The 17,368-nt window shown below is 67.0% G+C and carries 14 protein-coding genes; 4 read left to right on the top strand and 10 right to left on the bottom strand.

From position 1 onward, the window contains the following. On the top strand, nt 1-399 hold the full coding sequence (locus L0962_RS12285; protein ID WP_234086731.1) for an ATP-binding protein: 399 nt from the start codon (nt 1-3) through the stop codon (nt 397-399). A 3-nt stretch (nt 400-402) separates the two neighbouring features. Here the strand turns inward: L0962_RS12285 and L0962_RS12280 are convergent, their stop codons facing one another. Genes L0962_RS12280 through L0962_RS12260 form a run of 5 tightly spaced genes read right to left on the bottom strand, consistent with a single transcriptional unit; the run spans nt 403 to nt 8,335 of the window. Further along, on the bottom strand, nt 403-2,886 hold the full coding sequence (locus L0962_RS12280; protein ID WP_234086730.1) for an ABC transporter permease: 2,484 nt from the start codon (nt 2,884-2,886) through the stop codon (nt 403-405). Next, entirely contained in the window at nt 2,883-4,946 is a 2,064-nt protein-coding gene (locus L0962_RS12275; RefSeq protein ID WP_234086729.1) for a bifunctional diguanylate cyclase/phosphodiesterase, read from the bottom strand. Before L0962_RS12275 ends, L0962_RS12280 begins: the two co-directional genes overlap by 4 nt. Nucleotides 4,947-4,973: 27 nt before the next feature. Next, nucleotides 4,974-6,332 carry a DNA repair protein RadA gene (gene radA / locus L0962_RS12270; RefSeq protein ID WP_234086728.1) on the bottom strand — a complete coding sequence of 453 codons (1,359 nt, stop codon included), beginning with the start codon at nt 6,330-6,332 and terminating at the stop codon, nt 4,974-4,976. Then, nucleotides 6,333-7,430: an alanine racemase gene (alr, locus tag L0962_RS12265; RefSeq protein WP_234086727.1), complete on the bottom strand. Its 1,098-nt coding sequence runs from the start codon at nt 7,428-7,430 to the stop codon at nt 6,333-6,335. It lies immediately after the preceding gene. 2 nt (nt 7,431-7,432) lie between these two features. Beyond that, nucleotides 7,433-8,335 carry a LysR family transcriptional regulator gene (locus L0962_RS12260; RefSeq protein WP_234086726.1) on the bottom strand — a complete coding sequence of 301 codons (903 nt, stop codon included), beginning with the start codon at nt 8,333-8,335 and terminating at the stop codon, nt 7,433-7,435. 214 nt (nt 8,336-8,549) lie between these two features. Between L0962_RS12260 and lplT the strand changes: the two genes are divergently transcribed. Then, the gene (lplT, locus tag L0962_RS12255) at nt 8,550-9,818 is read left to right on the top strand and encodes a lysophospholipid transporter LplT (RefSeq protein WP_234086725.1); all 1,269 of its coding nucleotides are present in this window, start codon (nt 8,550-8,552) and stop codon (nt 9,816-9,818) included. Between the two features lie 27 nt (nt 9,819-9,845). Here the strand turns inward: lplT and L0962_RS12250 are convergent, their stop codons facing one another. Genes L0962_RS12250 through L0962_RS12235 form a run of 4 tightly spaced genes read right to left on the bottom strand, consistent with a single transcriptional unit; the run spans nt 9,846 to nt 12,159 of the window. Further along, the gene (locus L0962_RS12250; RefSeq protein ID WP_234086724.1) at nt 9,846-10,631 is read right to left on the bottom strand and encodes a uracil-DNA glycosylase family protein; all 786 of its coding nucleotides are present in this window, start codon (nt 10,629-10,631) and stop codon (nt 9,846-9,848) included. Beyond that, nucleotides 10,628-11,098: a ribosomal protein S18-alanine N-acetyltransferase gene (rimI, locus tag L0962_RS12245; protein WP_367398026.1), complete on the bottom strand. Its 471-nt coding sequence runs from the start codon at nt 11,096-11,098 to the stop codon at nt 10,628-10,630. The genes L0962_RS12250 and rimI overlap by 4 nt, the downstream gene beginning before the upstream one ends. Continuing rightward, entirely contained in the window at nt 11,095-11,781 is a 687-nt protein-coding gene (gene tsaB, locus L0962_RS12240) for a tRNA (adenosine(37)-N6)-threonylcarbamoyltransferase complex dimerization subunit type 1 TsaB (RefSeq protein ID WP_234086723.1), read from the bottom strand. Before tsaB ends, rimI begins: the two co-directional genes overlap by 4 nt. Nucleotides 11,782-11,826: 45 nt before the next feature. After that, nucleotides 11,827-12,159: a hypothetical protein gene (locus L0962_RS12235; protein WP_234086722.1), complete on the bottom strand. Its 333-nt coding sequence runs from the start codon at nt 12,157-12,159 to the stop codon at nt 11,827-11,829. 161 nt (nt 12,160-12,320) lie between these two features. Between L0962_RS12235 and ompR the strand changes: the two genes are divergently transcribed. Both ompR and L0962_RS12225 read left to right on the top strand, forming a co-directional pair. Beyond that, complete coding sequence (gene ompR, locus L0962_RS12230) at nt 12,321-13,052, top strand: two-component system response regulator OmpR (protein ID WP_234086721.1); 732 nt, start codon at nt 12,321-12,323, stop codon at nt 13,050-13,052. Nucleotides 13,053-13,061: 9 nt separating this feature from the next. Further along, nucleotides 13,062-14,363, top strand: a complete 1,302-nt coding sequence (locus L0962_RS12225) for an ATP-binding protein (RefSeq protein ID WP_234086717.1) — start codon at nt 13,062-13,064, stop codon at nt 14,361-14,363. 3 nt (nt 14,364-14,366) lie between these two features. Here the strand turns inward: L0962_RS12225 and L0962_RS12220 are convergent, their stop codons facing one another. Continuing rightward, nucleotides 14,367-17,351, bottom strand: a complete 2,985-nt coding sequence (locus L0962_RS12220) for an HD domain-containing phosphohydrolase (protein WP_234086716.1) — start codon at nt 17,349-17,351, stop codon at nt 14,367-14,369. Nucleotides 17,352-17,368 lie beyond the last annotated feature (17 nt).

Below are 17,368 nucleotides of genomic sequence, written 5' to 3'. Positions count from 1 at the left end.
ATGAGCGGCCATTCTACGGACTTTTCCATTCCCTTGCGTCATGACGCGCTGCCCGAGCTGTTCGAGCGGCTCGATGCTGCCTGCCTTGCGCTCGGTGTCGCGACAGCACAGGGACAGCGGCTGCAACTGGTTGCCGAGGAATTGTTCATCAATACGGTCGACCACGGATTTTCGGGAAAAACCGGGCCGGATGTGCATCTGGCGCTGGCGCTGACCAGCGAGGGCCTGCGCCTGCGTTACGAGGATCGGGGAAAACCTTTCGACCCGAGCCGGCCGGAAGCCGTGCCCGAGGCAGATGACAGCCCGGGCGGCCTCGGCCTGGCCCTGCTGCAGGGACTGAGCCGGCACATCCGGTACCGGCATGAAGCCGGCCGCAACATCACCGAACTGTGGTTCTGAGGCTCAGGCCCCCTGCCTGATCGCAGCCAGCGCCGGCACACTCAGCAAGCGGCGCATGCCGGCCCAGCCGAGCAGCGTTGTCACCAACGCACAGACCAGCGCGGCAAGCAGGACGGGCCACGCCGAAAACGCCGGTTCGATAGCGAAAACCTGACGTGCCAGCAACTGGCCAACCGCCGCCGCACCCAGCGCGGCAATCGTGCCGGCCAGCGCTCCGACCGCCGCCAGTTCGCCGAGCAGGGCTTGACGCAGCACCTGGCGCCGGGCGCCCAGCGCGCGCATCACCGCCACCTCGAAACGCCGCTCATCCACGGTCGACCACAGCGCCGCGTACAAAACCACCGCACCGGCCAGCAGCGTGAACAGGAAAACGAACTGCACGGCGGCAACCACCTGATCGACAACGCCCTGAATCTGGCCGATCACCGCATCGATGTCGATCACCGTCAGATTGGGAAACCGGCCGACCAGCGCGCTGGTCACCGCACCTTGCCCGGCTGGCAGGTGAAAGCTGGTGATGTAACTGGCTGGCGCACCATCCAGCGTGCCGGGTGGCGTCAGCACGAAGAAATTGACGCGCATCGAATCCCAGTCCAGCCGGCGCAGGCTGCTCACCGTCACCACGCTATCGATCCCGGCGACCGAAAAGCGCAGCCGGTCGCCGAGGCGAATGCCCAGGGTCTTCGCCAGACCGGCCTCGACCGAAGCCTCGCCGGCGGCCCCGGATGCAAACCAGCGTCCTTCCAGAATCTCGTTGCCGGGCGGCAGCGCGGCCCGCCACGACAGGTTGAATTCACGCTCGATCAGCCGTTGCGCCCGCTCGTCGTCCGGGTAATCCCCGGCCCCGACCGGCTTGTCGTTGATGTTCAGCAAGCGGGCCCGGACCATCGGCGCCAGTTCGGCGGCAATCCCCTGCCCGGCCAGCCAGTCGGCCACCGCCTGCCGCTGCTCCGGCTGGATGTTGATGACGAAACGGTTCGGTGCATCGGCCGGCAAGGAGGCGCGCCACGCGGCAACCAGTTCCTGGCGGGTTACCGCCAGCAACAGCAGTGCCATCAGGCCGATTCCCAATGCAGCGATCTTCAGCGCATTGCCGCCGGCATGGCGGGCCAGGCTGGCCAGGCCGAGACGCCAGCCGAGCGCATCGCTGCCGTGGCGGACGATGCGCAGTCGCGCCACCAGCGCTACGGCACCGCGGGCCAGCCCGAGGAAGAGCAGCAATGCAGCGGCAAAACCGCCGAGCGCGAACGCGCCGAGCCGTGCGTCGCCGGCCGCCCGGAAAATCAGCCAGGCGAGCAGCGCGAGGCCGAGCGCATGGCCAACCACGGCCAGCGGCGCCGGCGCCCCCAGTTCGCGGCGCAACACGCGCAAGGTCGGGACGCGGGCCAGTTGCAGCAGCGGCGGCACGGCAAAACCGAGCAGCAAGACGCCGGCCACCAGCCCGGCTTCGCCGACCGGTCGCCAGCCCGGCATCGGCAACCGCTCGGCAAGCAATCCGCCGAGCGCCGACAACAGGCCGAAATGGGCGACGAAACCGAGCGCCGCACCGAGCGCCGTGGCCAGCAGGGCCAGCCACAGGAAACCGGCCAGATGCAGACGCAACAACTGGCCCTGCGTCGCGCCCAGACAACGCAACATCGCACAGGCATCGAGGTGACGTTGCAGATAGCGGCGGGTCGCCAGCGCGACGGCAATCGCCGACAGGATCACGGTCAACAGCGTCGCCAGGCCTAAAAAGCGTTGCGCGCGGTCAAGCGCGGTGCGGATTTCCGGACGGGCATTTTCAACGTTTTCCAGGCGTTGACCGCGCTGCAGCCGGGGTTCCGCCCATTGCCGCCAGGCGGCAACGGCTTCCGGCGCGCCGGCCAGCAACAACCGGTAACGCACACGCGAACCGAACTGGATCAGCCCGCTCGCCGGCAGATCGTCGGCGTGCATCAGCAGGCGCGGCGCGACGGCAAACAGGTTGAGGCTGGCATCCGGCTCGCGCACCAATCGACCGGCCAGCGGCAGTTGGCTGTTGCCCAGCGTCAGCGCTTCGCCGCCCTGCACGCCGAGCGCCGTCAGCAGGCGGGCGTCGCCCCAGACGATCGCCGGCGAGAGGGCAGCCAGCCGGCGTTCGCCGGCGGCATCGGCAACCCGCAGTTCGCCATACAGCGGATAATCGCCGCCGACCGCCTTGATCTCGGCCAGTTGTGCGCGACCGTCGACCAGCACCATGCTCGGAAAGACCATTGTCTGCGCCGTGCGCAGCCCGCGCCGCTGCGCCTCTGCCAGGAATTCGGCGGACGTCGGCAGATCGCCGGCGAGTACCAGATCGCCGCCCAGCATCTGCTGCGCCTCGCGCTCCAGCGATGCGCCGATCCGGGCGCCGAGAAAACCCACCGCGCTGACCGCCGCCACCGCGACACACAGCGCGACGAACAACAGGCGCAATTCGCCGGCCCGCATTTCTCGGCGCAGCATGCGCCAGGCCAGTCGATTCATCGGTGTTCCCTCCATCGGGCGAGGAAAGCCTCCGGCGCCACCGCCGCACCGTGCAGATGCCCTTGCAGCCGCTGGCAGCCGAGCGCTTCGAGAAAACGGGCCTGACCGGCGGTCTCGACGCCTTCAGCGACAACCTCGAAGGACAGGCTGCGCGCCAGTTCCATGATCGTCCGGATGATCGCTTCGTCGCCGGTGCCGCGGCCGATGCCCTGAACAAAAGAGGCGTCGATCTTCAGTTGCTGCACCGGCAATGCCTTCAGATAGGCCAGCGACGAGTAGCCGGTGCCGAAATCGTCGAGTGCCAGCGTCACGCCCAGATCGCGCAGCGGCTGCAGCAGGTGCGTCACGTTGTCGATCGCCATCAATGCCGACTCGGTCAGTTCCAGCTTCAGCACACGCGGATCGATGCCGGTTTCGGCCAGGATGCCCAGCACCTCGTCGACAAACCCCGGACGTTCGAGCTGGCGGGCCGACAGGTTGACCGAGATTTGCGGCAACGCAAAACCGATTTCGCGCCATTCGACGACTTGCCGGCAAGCCTCGCGCAGCACCCAGTTGCCGAGCGCGAAGATCAGCCCGGTTTCCTCGGCCAGCGGAATGAAGCGCCCCGGCATGACCAGCCCGAGCGCCGGATTGCGCCAGCGCAACAGCGCTTCGGCGCCGACCAGCCGGCCGCTCGCGGTATCGACCTGCGGCTGCAGGTAAATTTCAAGTTCGTTGCGGTCGACCGCCTGACGCAACCGATTTTCCAGATGGCTGCGCTGGCGCGCATCGTCGGTCATCGTCGTTTCGTAGAAGCGGAACTGCCCGCGGCCGTCGGCCTTGGCGCGATACATCGCGGTATCGGCATTGCGCAGCAGTTCGCCAACCGTCACACCGTCGCGTGGATGGCGGCAGACGCCGACCGACGCACTGAGGTAGAAGGCGTTGCCACCCAGTTCGAAGGGCTCGGCGAAAGCGGCAACGATCTCGCCAGCGGCCAGCGCGATCTCGTCCCCCTGATCGGCCCCTTCGATCAGGCAGATGAACTCGTCGCCGCCCAGACGGGCCAGCCGGTCGGCCCAGTGCGCCCGCTCTTCCAGGCGGGCGGCGACGGCGATCAGCACATCGTCGCCGACGCCGTGGCCGAGCGTGTCGTTGACCTGCTTGAACTGATCGAGATCGATGAACAGGATGGCCAGCGGCTTGGCTTCGCCGATGCAGCGCTCGACGTGCTCGATGAAGGCGCGGCGGTTGGCCAGCCCGGTCAGCGCATCGTGATGCGCCAGATAATTCAGCTGCTGCTCGACCTGGCGCCGCTCGTCGATTTCCTGCGACAGCCGGCGGTTGATCCGCACCAGTTCCTCGGTCCGCGCCTCGACGCGCAGCTCCAGCGTATCGCGGGCATCGGCCAGCCCCCGCGCCTGCTCGCGCAGGACGCGCTGGGCATGGCGGACCAGCAGGTACTGGGCCAGGTAAAGCCCGCCGAACACCGCCGCCAGCACGCCGCCGAGCAGCCACAGATCGCGGTTCAGCCGGGCCACGAAGGCGCTGACGTCACGTTCGATTTCATAGACGCCGACCACCGAGCCGTCACGTTGGCGCAGCGGAATCCGGCTGTTCAGCAGGTCGACCGCAGGCGCCCCGGGCGCCGGCTCGATGCGCAGCAGACGGCTGCCGACCCGGCCCTGCATCGCTTCGCGGAAATCCGCCTCGTCGAGGTGTCGACCGCCGAGTTCCGCCGGATCGGTGGCCAGCACCGTCGTGCCCAGGCGGTTGTGGATCGCCACACCGAGGACCGGGCCGCCCTGCGTCAGCGCGGTAATCTGCGAACGCAGCGCATCGCGTGAAGCATCGTCGCCGGCCGGCAGCTTCTCCAGCCCGAGCGTACCGGCAACCAGTCCGGCCAGCGGCGCCGCAAGCGCATTCTCCAGCACGCGGACCAGCGCCACGTTGTGGCTTTCGGCCTGCTCGCGCATCTCGCGCAACGCCAGTTCGCGGTGAAAGGCACCGAGCAGGACCGCGGCCAGCGCGATCAACAGAAAACTGAGCGTCGAGAAATAGCGGGAAAGATTGAACATGCGGCGCGCCGGGAGAATGGCCGAAGCTTAAGACATCTCCCGGATGCGTGCCACCGCCTCCTCGACACGCCGCACGCCGATCACCTCCATGCCGGGAATCGCCTGTTTCGGCTTGTTCGCTTCGGGAATCAAGGCGCGGGTGAACCCCAGCTTGGCGGCTTCCTTCAGCCGTTCCTGGCCGCGAGGCGCCGGCCGGATCTCGCCGGCCAGGCCGACCTCGCCGAACACGATCAGCTTTTCCGGCAAGGGCTTGTTCTTCAACGACGAAGTGATCGCCAGCAACACGGCCAGATCGCCCGCCGGCTCGCCGATCTTGACACCGCCGACCGCGTTCACAAACACATCCTGATCAAAGCACACCACCCCGGCATGCCGGTGCAGCACGGCCAGCAGCATCGCCAGCCGCTGCGCATCGAGGCCGACCGTCAGCCGGCGCGGATTGCCGTGCGCGGTATCGACCAGCGCCTGAATCTCGACCAGCAGCGGCCGCGTCCCTTCCTGCGTCACCAGCACGCAGGAACCGGCCACCTCCTGCCCGTGCTGCGACAGGAACAGTGCCGACGGATTCGAGACGCCCTTCAAGCCGGTCTCGGTCATCGCGAACACGCCCAGCTCGTTGACCGCGCCGAAGCGGTTCTTGAACGCGCGCACCAGCCGGAAGCTGGAATGCGTGTCGCCCTCGAAATACAGCACCGTATCGACGATGTGCTCGAGCACGCGCGGCCCGGCCAGCGCGCCTTCCTTGGTCACGTGGCCGACCAGGATCACCGTGATGCCCTGCGCCTTGGCCAGCCGCGTCAGCTGCGCCGCGCATTCGCGCACCTGGGCGACCGACCCCGGCGCGCTCGACAACTGTTCGGACCACAGCGTCTGAATCGAATCGATCACCGCCACCTGCGGCTTTTCCGCCTGCAAGGCACCGAGGATGCGCTCCAGGTTGATCTCGGCCATCAGCGACAGGTGCTGCGTCTCCAGATTCAGGCGACGGGCGCGCAAGGCCACCTGTTCGCCGGACTCCTCGCCGCTCACGTACAGCACCTTGTGCGCCTCGGCCAGCCCGGCCAGCGCCTGCAGCAGCAGCGTGCTCTTGCCGATGCCCGGATCGCCGCCGATCAGCACCACGCCGCCGGCCACCAGCCCGCCGCCGAGCGCCCGGTCGAATTCGCCGATGCCGGTCGGAATGCGGTCCGCCTCGCGCGCCTCGATGTCGCTCAGCTTCTGCAGCCGCGCGCCTGGTGCCAGCGACGCGAAACGCTGCGTCCCCGGCGTCTCGGCGACGCTCTCGACCAGCGTGTTCCACACCCCGCAACCGGGACACTGCCCCTGCCACTTCGGACTCGTCGCACCGCATTCGGTGCAGGAATAAACGGTTTTGCTTTTTGCCATTCAGGACTCGTCGACCGCAACCGGCACGCGCGGCGCCACGGCACAGAACAGTTCGTAGGCGATGGTGCCGGCGGCGGTCGCCACTTCGTCGGCCGGCAGCGTGCCGCCGGCGCCTTTGCCCCACAGCGTGACCGGCGCGCCAAGGCCGGCGTCGGGGATGTCGCTGAGGTCGCAGGCCAGCATGTCCATCGAAACCCGGCCGAGCGTACGCGTGCACCGGCCCATGACGGCGATCGGCGTGCCGGTCGGCGCGTGGCGCGGATAGCCGTCGGCGTAGCCGCAGGCGACGATGCCGATGCGCATGGCGCGCTCGGCGGTAAAGGTGCCGCCATAGCCGACGCGCTCGCCGGCGGCGATGTGCTGCACGCCGATGACCGCGCTGTCGAGGCGCATCGCCGGTTGCAGGCCGAGTGCGTCGGCGCTGGCATCGGCAAACGGACTGGCGCCGTAGAGCATGATGCCCGGCCGTACCCAGTCGGCGTGGGTGGTCGGATGGCGCAGGATGGCGGCCGAATTGGCCAGGCACACCGGCCCGGTCCAGTCGCCGGCCATCGCCTGGAAGCGCTCGAGCTGCCAGTCGACGCCGCGCGGCCCGTCGGCTTCGGCGAAATGTGTCATCAACGCCAGGTCGACCGCAGGACGCGCGCGCAGGCGGTGCAGCGCGTCGCGCAGGCCGGCGGCGTCGAAACCCAGCCGGTTCATGCCGGTATTCAGTTTCAGGAAAAGGCTGAGCGGCGCGTCGCCGGCCGCACCGAGCAACAGGTCGAGCTGTTCGAGGCAATGCACGACGCTGGCGATGCCATGCGCGGCAACCGCCCGCGCATCGCGCGCCGAGAAGATGCCTTCGAGCAGCAGGATGGGCTGCGCGATGCCGGCTTCGCGCAGGGCGACGGCGTTGTCGCATTCGAGCAGCGCGAAACCGTCGGCCTCGTCGCGCAATGCGGTGACCACCCGCCACTGGCCGTGGCCGTAGGCGTCGGCCTTGATCACCGCCCAGGCTTTCGCTGCCGGCGCCAGCTGTTTGGCAAGACGGTAGTTGTGACGCAATGCCGCCAGGGAAATACCAGCCCGGATCGGGCGTGAAACGGTTGAAGCCATGATCAGTACGACATTTCCCTGAGTCTGCTGCGGGCAAATTCGATGAAGGTGGAAGACAGCCGCGACTGGAAGCGATCTTTCGGATGCACCAGATACAGCTTGCGTTTGAGCGGCGGGTCGAGCGGCAGGGCAACCAGTTCGCCGAGCTGGATTTCCTTTTCGGCGACGGCCCGCGACACGATGGCGAAACCAAGCCCGGTGGACACCACGCCTTTCAGTGCCTCCGGGCTGCCCAGTTCCATCTGCGTCTTGAGTTCCTCGGGCGGAACGCCATGCTGCCGGAAATAGGCGTCGGAAATCTCGCGCGTGCCGGAACCGGGCTCGCGCGAGATGTATTCGTATTCGGCCAGCACCGCCGGCGTCGCCTGCTCGACTTCGGCCAGCGGGTAATCGGGCACGCAGATCACCTGCAATTCGTCCTCGCAGCAGACCTGGCATTCGAGCCCGGGCAGCTTGGCCGGCGCCTCGATCAGCCCGACGTCGAGCGTGAGCTCGGCAACCCGTCCCTCGATGCTTTCCGAATTGGCGACGATCAGCCGGGCGCGCACCCGCGGGTACAGCGCATTGAATTCGCCGAGGATGCGCGGCAACATGAATTCGGCGATCGTCGTGCTGGCGCCGACCAGCAGCGGGCCGCGCATTTCGCCGGTCATTTCGGACAGCCGGGTTTCCATCTCGTCGGACAGCGCCAGGATGCGCTCGGCGTAGGACAGCACCAGCTCGCCGGCCGGCGTCAGCGCGATCGAACCGTGCCGGCGCTCGAACAGGCGCGTGCTGTACTGCTCTTCCAGCTGCTTGATCTGGAAGGTGACGGCCGGCTGCGTCATGAATAGCGCATCGGCGGCACGCGTGAAGCTGAGGTGCTTGGCTACGGCATGAAAGACCTGCAGGCGCCGGTCAGCCATGAGGAAATCTCCGCTAGGTAAAAGCTGCGACCGCTATTCAACCATACTCCCGCCCGTCTCTGCTGCGGTCGACCGGCATTTTTGCGGATTTTTCCCGGTCGACCGTCGTCATCGGCCGGTAACGAAAAGCTGCGACCCTCCGGGCTTTCACTTGGCTGACGGCGATCCGTGGTATAAACCACGCCCAAAGTTATAAATCCAGAGACAAGCTTTCGTGCCGTTCGGCTTCTACATCATCATGGCCGCGCAGTTTTTCTCCGCGCTGGCCGACAACGCGCTGCTCATTGCCGCCATTGCCGCCCTTCGCGACATGCAGGCGCCGACCGAGTACGAGCCGTTGCTGAAAACCTGCTTCACGGTCTCTTACGTGGCGCTGGCCGCCTTCGTCGGCGCCTTTGCCGATTCGATGCCGAAGGGCCGGGTGATGCTGATCAGCAACACGATCAAGATCTTCGGCTGCGCGATGATGTTCTTCGGCGTCCATCCGCTGCTCGCCTACGCCGTCGTCGGCCTCGGTGCCGCCGCCTATTCGCCGGCCAAGTACGGCATCCTCACCGAATACCTGCCGCATCGCCTGCTGGTCGTCGCCAACGGCTGGATCGAAGGGCTCACCGTCGGCGCCATCATCATCGGCGTGGTCATCGGCGGCCTGCTGATCCAGCCGGCCGTCACCTACAACCTGCTGGCCTTCGACTTTCCGCTGATCGATACCGGCATCGATACCGGCCCGGAAGTCGCCGTGCTGATCATCGGCCTGCTCTACGTCGTCGCGGCGATCTTCAACCTGTATGTGCCGGACACCGGCGTCGACCACAAGCCGTTGAAGAAAAACCCGCTGTACCTGATCCACGAATTCAACCACTGCCTGGCGCTGCTCTGGCGCGACCGCCTGGGCCAGATCTCGCTGGCCGTCACCACGCTGTTCTGGGGGGCCGGCGCAACACTGCAATTCATCGTCATCAAGTGGTCGGAAGTCGCACTCGGCCTCGACCTGTCGAAATCCTCGATGCTTCAGGGCGTGGTCGCCGTCGGCGTGGCCACCGGCGCCATGATTGCCGCCCGCTTCGTGACCCTGCGCAAGTCGGTACAGGTCATTCCGCTCGGCATCGCCATGGGCATCATCGTGCTGGTGATGAATTTCGTGCACAACCTGTGGCTGGCGATCCCGCTGCTGATCCTGATCGGTGCACTGTCCGGCTTCTTCGTCGTGCCGATGAACGCGCTGCTCCAGCACCGCGGCCACATCCTGATGGGCGCCGGTCACTCGATCGCGGTGCAGAACTTCAACGAGAACCTGTCCATCCTGATCATGACCGGCCTGTACTACCTGATGATCAAGCTGGACATGTCGATCTACTGGGTGCTGACGCTGTTCGGGCTGTTCGTCAGCGGCATCATGTACCTGATCCGCAAACGCCATCTACAGAACCAGCGCGACCGCGACGACGTCTGCCACCTGGACGACACGCCGCATCACGGCTGAGTTGCGGGCCTGCCGCCCGCCGCACCGTCAGAACGGCAAGGCCGGCGTCGCCGCCTCGCGCAGCACGCGCCGGGCGAACAGCAGGTCTTCCCAGGCCTTGGCCTTGTCCGGCAGGTTGCGCAGCAGATAGGCCGGGTGATAGGTCACGGTCACCGGAATTCCCGCGTACTCGAAGCGCTTGCCGCGCATGGCCGCCAGCGGCTTGTCCTCGCCGAGCACCGCATGCACGGCGGCCTTGCCGAGCAGCACGATGATCTTCGGCTTCAACAACGCCACCTGACGTTCCAGATAAGGCCGACAGGCGGCCATTTCCGCCGCTTCCGGCGTACGGTTGCCGGGCGGCCGGCACTTCACCGCATTGGCGATGTACACCTTGTTGCCACGGGCGATGTCCAGCGAATCGAGCATCGCGTCGAGCAACTTGCCGGCCTGGCCGACGAAAGGCTCGCCCCGCGCATCCTCTTCCGCCCCCGGCCCTTCGCCGATGAACAGCCAGTCCGGATCGAGATCGCCGACGCCGGGCACCGCCTGCTTGCGTTGCCGGCACAGAGGGCAATCCTGACAATCGAGGATGCGCCGGGTCAGTTCCGGCCAAGCCAGCCCATCGACCGGCAATGCTGCGGTCGACGCGGCCGACGGCACGATTTCCGGGGAAATCGGCCGGTCGACCGCAGGCGCCGGCAGCGGCGGCATCTCGTCGACCGGGTCGGCGTTCGCCGCTGCCGTCGACGTCACGCCCGGTTCGCGGTCGCGCAGCACCCAGAGGGGCGTGAAGCCCATTTCGGCGAGTATCTGTTCGCGGTTCAGCGTCATCGCAAATCCTTGTCGAAAATCAGCGCATCCTCACGACCGCCGAGCGCCGGATAGTAGCCCTTGCGCAGGCCGATCCGGCGGAATCCGAAATGCTGGTAGAGCTCGACGGCCCGGGCATTGCTCGGCCGCACTTCGAGAAACATCTTGTTCGCCCCGCCCAGCCGGGCGCATTCCATCGCGTTGCGCAACAGCCGGGCTCCGAAGCCCAGCCCCTGATGACGCGGTGCAATGCCGATATTGAGCAGATGCGCTTCGTCGAGTACCGCCATGACGACCGAGAACCCCACCAGTTCGCCGCCAATACGGACCACCCAGACGCTGTGGCCGGCCTGCAGCGAATCGGCAAAATTGCCGCGTGTCCAGGGAAAGGCCTGCAGTTGCGCTTCCAGTGCGGCAACCGCATCCAGGTCGCCGGCCGCCATCGGAAAAAACTCGACCGGCAGATTCAGCGAAGCGACGCCGCTCAAGCCTTGCCCCCGTCGGCCAGCCGTTCGGCCACCGTGCGGGCGACCTTGTCGCGCACGTACAACGGCGCCGCCTGCGCCGGATCGATGGCCTCGCCCCGCTGCAACATGGGGACGGCCAGGCGGGCGATCCAGGCCGCTTCCGGCAGGATCTCCGGGCGCTGCATCAGGCCGAGCCCGGCCACCCGCGCAGCCAGTTCGGGATAGGCCGACAAGGCGTTGCCGCAAACCAGCGGCACATCGCCGTCGAGCGAGAGATCGGCCGGTGGGCCGACGCGAATTCCGTCGTCGGCGACCCAGCGATCGCCGGCGCGCTGCCAGACGGCGGCATAAACCTCGCCCATGCGCGCGTCGAGCAAGGTCATCACCCGCTCGCCACCCGCCGCCGCGGCCATCGCCGCCAGGCCGACCACCGGCACGACCGGCTTGCCGGCGGCTTCGGCCAGTCCCTGCGCTGCGGCACAGGCGACGCGCAAACCGGTGAACGCGCCGGGGCCGCAACCGAAGGCCACGGCATCGAGATCGCCGATCCGGCAAGCCGCCTCGGCCAGCAGTTCGCGGACCAGCGGCAACAGCGTGGCGGAATGGGATTGCCCGGCCGGGCAGCGGCATTCGATGACCTTACCGTCCTGCCACAGGGCGCAGGAGCCGGCTTCGGTCGAAGTTTCCAGAGCGAGGATCAGCATGGGGCGACATTCTACCGGAAGCCCCGATGCCCGCCGGTTGCGGGATCAGTCGTCGCGCCGCCGCAGCGGCGGTGGCGGACGCTCGCCGCGCCCGCGCTCGTCGCCCGCTTCAATGCGCTCGCGATGCAGGCGACGCATTTCGTCCTTCAGCCGCTGCCGCTCGTCCGGCGGCAGGCTGCGCCAGTCGGGGCGGTCGGCATGGCCGGGCGGCGGCGGCAACGGGCGTTCGTTGCCGTAACGTTCGCGAACCCACTGTTCGCGCATCTGGCGCCGCATCTCGCGCCGCTCGTCCGGCGGCAGATCGTGCCAACCTTCCGCCAACACGCCTGCCGCAGGCAGCAGCATGGCGAGGAAAGCAAGAAAATGGCGACGATGCATGGCGGGCGGAATTCTAACCGGTTGTACACAGCCTGCATTGTCCCGGCAAGGACCGCACCGTGCCCGGACAGTGTGTAAGGAGATGTTTCGGCAACGACTGGCGGCCAAGCTTTGTTACCATTTCGCCGCATTCCTTTCGCCACCGCCCTTAAGCTAGCGCCATGACAGAAAACAGCCAGCAACACATCCTTGTCGTCGATGACGACGCCCGCCTGCGCGACCTGCTGACCCGCTATCTCGGCGAACAGGGCTTCTCGGTCAAGGCCGTCGGCGACGCCGTGCAGATGGACAAGGCACGCAGCCGGGAGCATTACCACCTGATCGTCCTCGACCTGATGCTGCCGAGCGAGGACGGCCTGTCGATCTGCCGCCGGTTGCGCGGCCAGAACGACCGTACGCCGATCATCATGCTGACCGCCAAGGGCGACGAAGTCGATCGGATCGTCGGGCTGGAGATGGGGGCCGACGACTATCTGCCCAAGCCGTTCAACCCGCGCGAACTGCTGGCCCGCATCCATGCCGTACTGCGCCGCCAGGTCAGCGCCCCGCCGGGCGCGCCGGAGGAAACGCAGGAAACGGCCCGCTTCGGCCAGGTCGAGGTGGATTTTGCCGCCCGTACGCTGAAGCGCGGCGACGAAACGCTGTCGCTGACCACCGGCGAGTTCGCCGTACTCAAGGTGTTGCTCCAGCATCCGCGCCAACCCCTGTCGCGCGACAAGCTGATGACGCTGGCGCGCGGCCGCGAACAGGGCCCGTTCGACCGGGCCATCGATGTGCAGGTGTCGCGGCTGCGCAAGCTGGTCGAGCCCGACCCTTCGCAACCGCGTTATCTGCAGACGGTCTGGGGCTTCGGCTACGTGTTCGTGCCGGACGGCACGGCGCGCGAGGCCTGAGCGCCGGCGATGCCCCGTTCGCTGCTGGTCCGCACCTTTCTGCTGCTGGCGACGCTGGTGCTGGCCAGCACCGTCGGCTGGCTGGCGCTGTTCAGCCACATCGATGCCGAACCGCGGGCCCGCGAAGCGGCATCGCTGGCCACCTCGACGGTCAACCTGATCCGCGCCTCGCTGTTCGCCGCGACGCCGGCCAAGCGGCCCGGTCTGTTCGCCGAATTCTCGTCACGCGAAGGCATCCGGCTGCTGCCGGTCGAGGAAGACGACAAGGTCGTCGGCATTCCCGAGGATTCGCGCTTTCACGTGCTGATGCGCGAAAACATCGTCCGCCGGCTCGGTCCGCAGACCCGGGTGGCCAGCGAGGTCAACGGCGAGCAGGGGCTGTGGGTCAGCTTCCGGCTGGACGACCGGGACGACGACGAATACTGGATGGTCATGCCGCGCGAACGGGTCACCCGCAGTTTTGCCACGCGCTGGCTGAGCTGGGCTGGCCTGGCCGTCGTCCTCGCCCTGCTCTTCGCCTGGTTGATCGCCTCGCGGATCAGCCGGCCGCTGAAAGCGATGGCGCGCTCGGCGCGGGCCGTCGGCCAGGGCCGGATGCCGGAGCCGCTGCCCGAGGACGGCGCGCTGGAAATCCGCGAGCTGGCGCACGCCTTCAACACCATGGCCAAGGATCTCGAACGTCACGAACGCGATCGCTCGGAAGTCCTGGCCGGCATCTCGCACGATCTGCGCACGCCGCTGACCCGCCTGCGCCTGGAAGCCGAACTGAGTGTCGCCGACGACAATGCCCGCCAGGGCATCGTCGCCGATATCGAGCAGATGGAAGCGGTGATTTCCCAGTTCATGGATTATGCCCGTGCCGATTCCGGCGAGGCGCCGGTGGCAACCGACCTGGCCGCCCTGCTGTCGTCGATCGGCGAACGTCAGGCAGCGATCGGTCGGCCGCTGGAAATCGACATCGCCGGCGTGTCGACCGCAGTCGTCCGGCCGAAGGCCCTGACCCGCGCCGTCACCAACCTGATCGACAATGCCTGGAAATACGCCGGCGGTGCCACCCGGCTGAGCGCACGCCGGGATGAGCGACAGCTCATCATCGATATTGCCGACCGCGGACCGGGTATTCCGGCCGATCAGGAAGAACGCCTGAAACGGCCGTTCACCCGCCTGGAAGACGCACGCACCAACGCCACCGGCACCGGCCTCGGCCTGGCCATCGTCGAGCGCACCGCCCGACTGCACGACGGCAGCCTGAGCCTGCTGCCCAACACCGGCGGCGGGCTGATCGCCCGGCTGACGCTGCGGGCCGGTTGAGACTCAGCCCAGATAGGCGGCGATATCGACCTCGTCGATCTGCGCCGGTTTCAGGTAACGCCTGGCGTATTCGAGATAGACGCCGGAAGTCAGGAACAGGTCGAACAGCACCGGATCGATGTGCTTGTCCTTCTTGAAGAAAGACAGGATGCGGATCGATTCGGACAGCGTCTTGGCCGACTTGTAGGGCCGGTCGGCGGCCGTCAGTGCCTCGAAGATGTCGGCGATGGCCATGATCCGCGACGGCACCGACAACTGCGAGGCATCCAGCCGGCGCGGATAACCGCTGCCGATCAAGGTCTCGTGATGGGTGCCGGCGTATTCCGGCACGCGCGCCAGCGACGGCGGCAACGGCAGGCGTTCGAGCATCAGGATGGTCTGGATGATGTGTTCGTTGATCTTGAAACGCTCTTCCTCGGTCAAGGTTCCGCGGCCGATCGCCAGGTTGTAAACCTCGCCGAAGTTGTACAGGTTGTCCGGCACCTTGACCTGCCAGCCATGTTCTGCGGCATAGGCCGGGTTGTCGCACTCGCGCGGCAAGACATGCCAGGGCTGGTCGGCCAGCAGATTTTCCCGGACCGGCAGGTCGACCGCAGCATCGCCGCGCCGCTTGCGTTCGTCCTGCGACAGGCCGAGTCGGTCGTCGAAATGACGCAGCCAGGTCCGGCCAGCGATCTCGCGGATGCGGTCGACCTTCTCCGGTGCCATGAATTCGCCGCCGAGGTTGGCTTCGGCAACGAAGGCGAAATCGTCGAGCAGTTGCGCCCGCAGCCCGGCGAATCGGGCATCGGCCGCGGCACGCGGCTCGCCCCGCTCGTGAATGGCCTGCAGGCGCTCGATCTCGGCGTCGCGCAACAGCACCTCGAAACGCGTACGGATTTCGTGAATGCGGTTGTAGAGGGTCTCCAGTTTGGTCGCCTTGTCGACCACGTACTCCGGCGTCGTCACCTTGCCGCAGTCGTGCAGCCAGGCACCGATGCGGAATTCGCGCCACGCCTCGTCGCTGCCGAAGGCGAAATCTGCCAGCGGACCGTGGTCGACCGCACAAGCCTCGCGGGCGAGCATCATCGCCAGTTCGGGCACCCGCTCGCAATGGCCGCCGGTATAAGCGCTCTTGGCATCGATGGCGCCGGCGATCAGCTTGATCAGCGCATCCATCAATTGCCGCTGGGCTTCGAGCAGATTCATGTTCTCGAGCGTGATCGCCGACTGTGCGGCGAGCGCCTCGACAAAGCGGATCAGGTCGCGCGGAAAAGGAATGACCTCACCGGTTGCCGGATCGAGCGCATTCATCAGTTGCAGCACGCCGATCACCTCGCCGTCGCGCGGCGACAGCGGGACGGTCAGCATCGAGACGGTCCGCAGGCCGCTCTCCTCGCTGAAACGCTTGGTGCCGGACAGGTCGAAGCGGGTTTCGGCATAGACGTCGTCGATCACCACCGTTTCGTTGTTCAGCGCAACATGGCTCGACACGTAACCGCTGGCCGGTTTGCCATCCTTCGGGTCGTGCAGCGGCACCTCGAAGTCGTGCAGTTCGTCACTGGCCGTGCGCAGCGCGAAACGCAGCGTGTCGTGATCGGTTTTCAGGAACAGCGTCGCCGCCGCGCAATGCGAAATTTCCTGCGCACCATCGAGAATGTGCCGCAGCAGCGTCTCGCGATTCTGCTCGCGGGCCAGCATCAGCCCGTTCTCGACCAGGCGTTCGAGCTTTTCCCGGGCGATGTGCAGGGCTTCGGTACGGTCGCGGATCGAGCGCTGCATGACAATCTGGGCGTCGCCCAACGCGTTGATTTCATATAGCAGCGATGCCGGCTGTTCGGGTTCGCTCGAAAAATCCAGGCGTTTCAGGCGCTCCGAGTTGCGCGCCAGCACGGTCAGGGCATGTACGACACGCCGCGAACCGAGCAAGGACAGCGGGACCAGAAAAAGCAGGATCAGGGCGCAGACCAGCAGGACATCCTGACGCGCCCGGTCGATCGGTCCGGAAAAATCGCTGAGCGGCGCCAGGGTCACCACGGTAAACGCAGCGCCCGGCAATGGTTCGGCCTGGCGGCGCACCAGCACGAAAGCGCGATCGCCCTCCGCCGTCGGCAGGCTGACCGTCGTCGGTTGATCGGTCGCCGCGTGCCGTGCCGCGCCACGCAAGGCCGGATCGTCGATTTCCGACATTGGATGCAAGGCCGGCGCCAGGATGGTCGAAAAACGCCCGCGCCCGCTGAACGCGATGACCCGCCCGCCGGCATCGAGCAGCGCAATCGCCGCATTCGGCGACAAGGCCAGCCGCCCGAGGAATTCATTGAGCCCGGACAGGCCGATGTCGACACCGAAAACGCCACCGCCCCCGACCAGCGACTGCGCCACGGTGACGCCCAGCTGGCCGGTGGACGCGAACAGGTAGGGCGGCGTCACCGTCGGCCCGTTGCTGGCAATTGCCGCCCGGTACCACGGCCGGCCGGTCGGCCGGAACTCGGCCGGCGCATCCCGACTGCCCAGCAATTCGCGATTGTGCCCGAGATATTCCCAATGCTCCCGGCGCGCCGCCGCCCCGAAAATCCGCCGCACGGCGAACCAGCTGGCCGGCGGCCCCGCCACGGATGCGGCAGCCTGCGGCAACTCGCGAATGGCAAGCACCTGGACGAAACGCTCGTCGGCCAGACCGAAATACTGGCCGTAGATGTCCGGATTGACCGCCAGCGAAGCAATCAGCGACGGAATCGCGCCTTCGGCGTTGATCTGCCCGTCGGCGTTACGCAGACGGCTATCGCTGGCCTGCCGGGTGACGATGCGGCCGACCGAGACGAGCAGGTTGTCGGTCGCCAGAATGGCCTGGTCGGCAATCAGCGAAAAACGCTCCTGGGCGTTCTCCTCGGCCATTGCCCGGAACTTGCCGAGAACCGCCGACAGGAAGGCGACGGTCGCCCCGAGCACGGCCGCGACCAGAATGCCGAGCACCCAGTACTGGAAGCGGAACTGATATTTGACCGGCATGATGCGCTCCGCGGAAA

The sequence above is a fragment of the Azonexus sp. R2A61 genome, from assembly GCF_021401135.1.
Taxonomy (GTDB): domain Bacteria; phylum Pseudomonadota; class Gammaproteobacteria; order Burkholderiales; family Rhodocyclaceae; genus Azonexus.
This window is presented reverse-complemented; position numbering and strand designations above follow the sequence as displayed.

Excerpts from the sequence above, each read along its gene's own strand:
- L0962_RS12285 (WP_234086731.1), top strand. The coding sequence starts at position 1 with ATGAGCGGCCATTCTACGGACTTTTCCATTCCCTTGCGTCATGACGCG.
- L0962_RS12280 (WP_234086730.1), bottom strand. The coding sequence starts at position 2,886 with ATGAATCGACTGGCCTGGCGCATGCTGCGCCGAGAAATGCGGGCCGGC.
- L0962_RS12275 (WP_234086729.1), bottom strand. The coding sequence starts at position 4,946 with ATGTTCAATCTTTCCCGCTATTTCTCGACGCTCAGTTTTCTGTTGATC.
- radA (WP_234086728.1), bottom strand. The coding sequence starts at position 6,332 with ATGGCAAAAAGCAAAACCGTTTATTCCTGCACCGAATGCGGTGCGACG.
- alr (WP_234086727.1), bottom strand. The coding sequence starts at position 7,430 with ATGGCTTCAACCGTTTCACGCCCGATCCGGGCTGGTATTTCCCTGGCG.
- L0962_RS12260 (WP_234086726.1), bottom strand. The coding sequence starts at position 8,335 with ATGGCTGACCGGCGCCTGCAGGTCTTTCATGCCGTAGCCAAGCACCTC.
- L0962_RS12250 (WP_234086724.1), bottom strand. The coding sequence starts at position 10,631 with ATGACGCTGAACCGCGAACAGATACTCGCCGAAATGGGCTTCACGCCC.
- tsaB (WP_234086723.1), bottom strand. The coding sequence starts at position 11,781 with ATGCTGATCCTCGCTCTGGAAACTTCGACCGAAGCCGGCTCCTGCGCC.
- L0962_RS12235 (WP_234086722.1), bottom strand. The coding sequence starts at position 12,159 with ATGCATCGTCGCCATTTTCTTGCTTTCCTCGCCATGCTGCTGCCTGCG.
- ompR (WP_234086721.1), top strand. The coding sequence starts at position 12,321 with ATGACAGAAAACAGCCAGCAACACATCCTTGTCGTCGATGACGACGCC.
- L0962_RS12225 (WP_234086717.1), top strand. The coding sequence starts at position 13,062 with ATGCCCCGTTCGCTGCTGGTCCGCACCTTTCTGCTGCTGGCGACGCTG.
- L0962_RS12220 (WP_234086716.1), bottom strand. The coding sequence starts at position 17,351 with ATGCCGGTCAAATATCAGTTCCGCTTCCAGTACTGGGTGCTCGGCATT.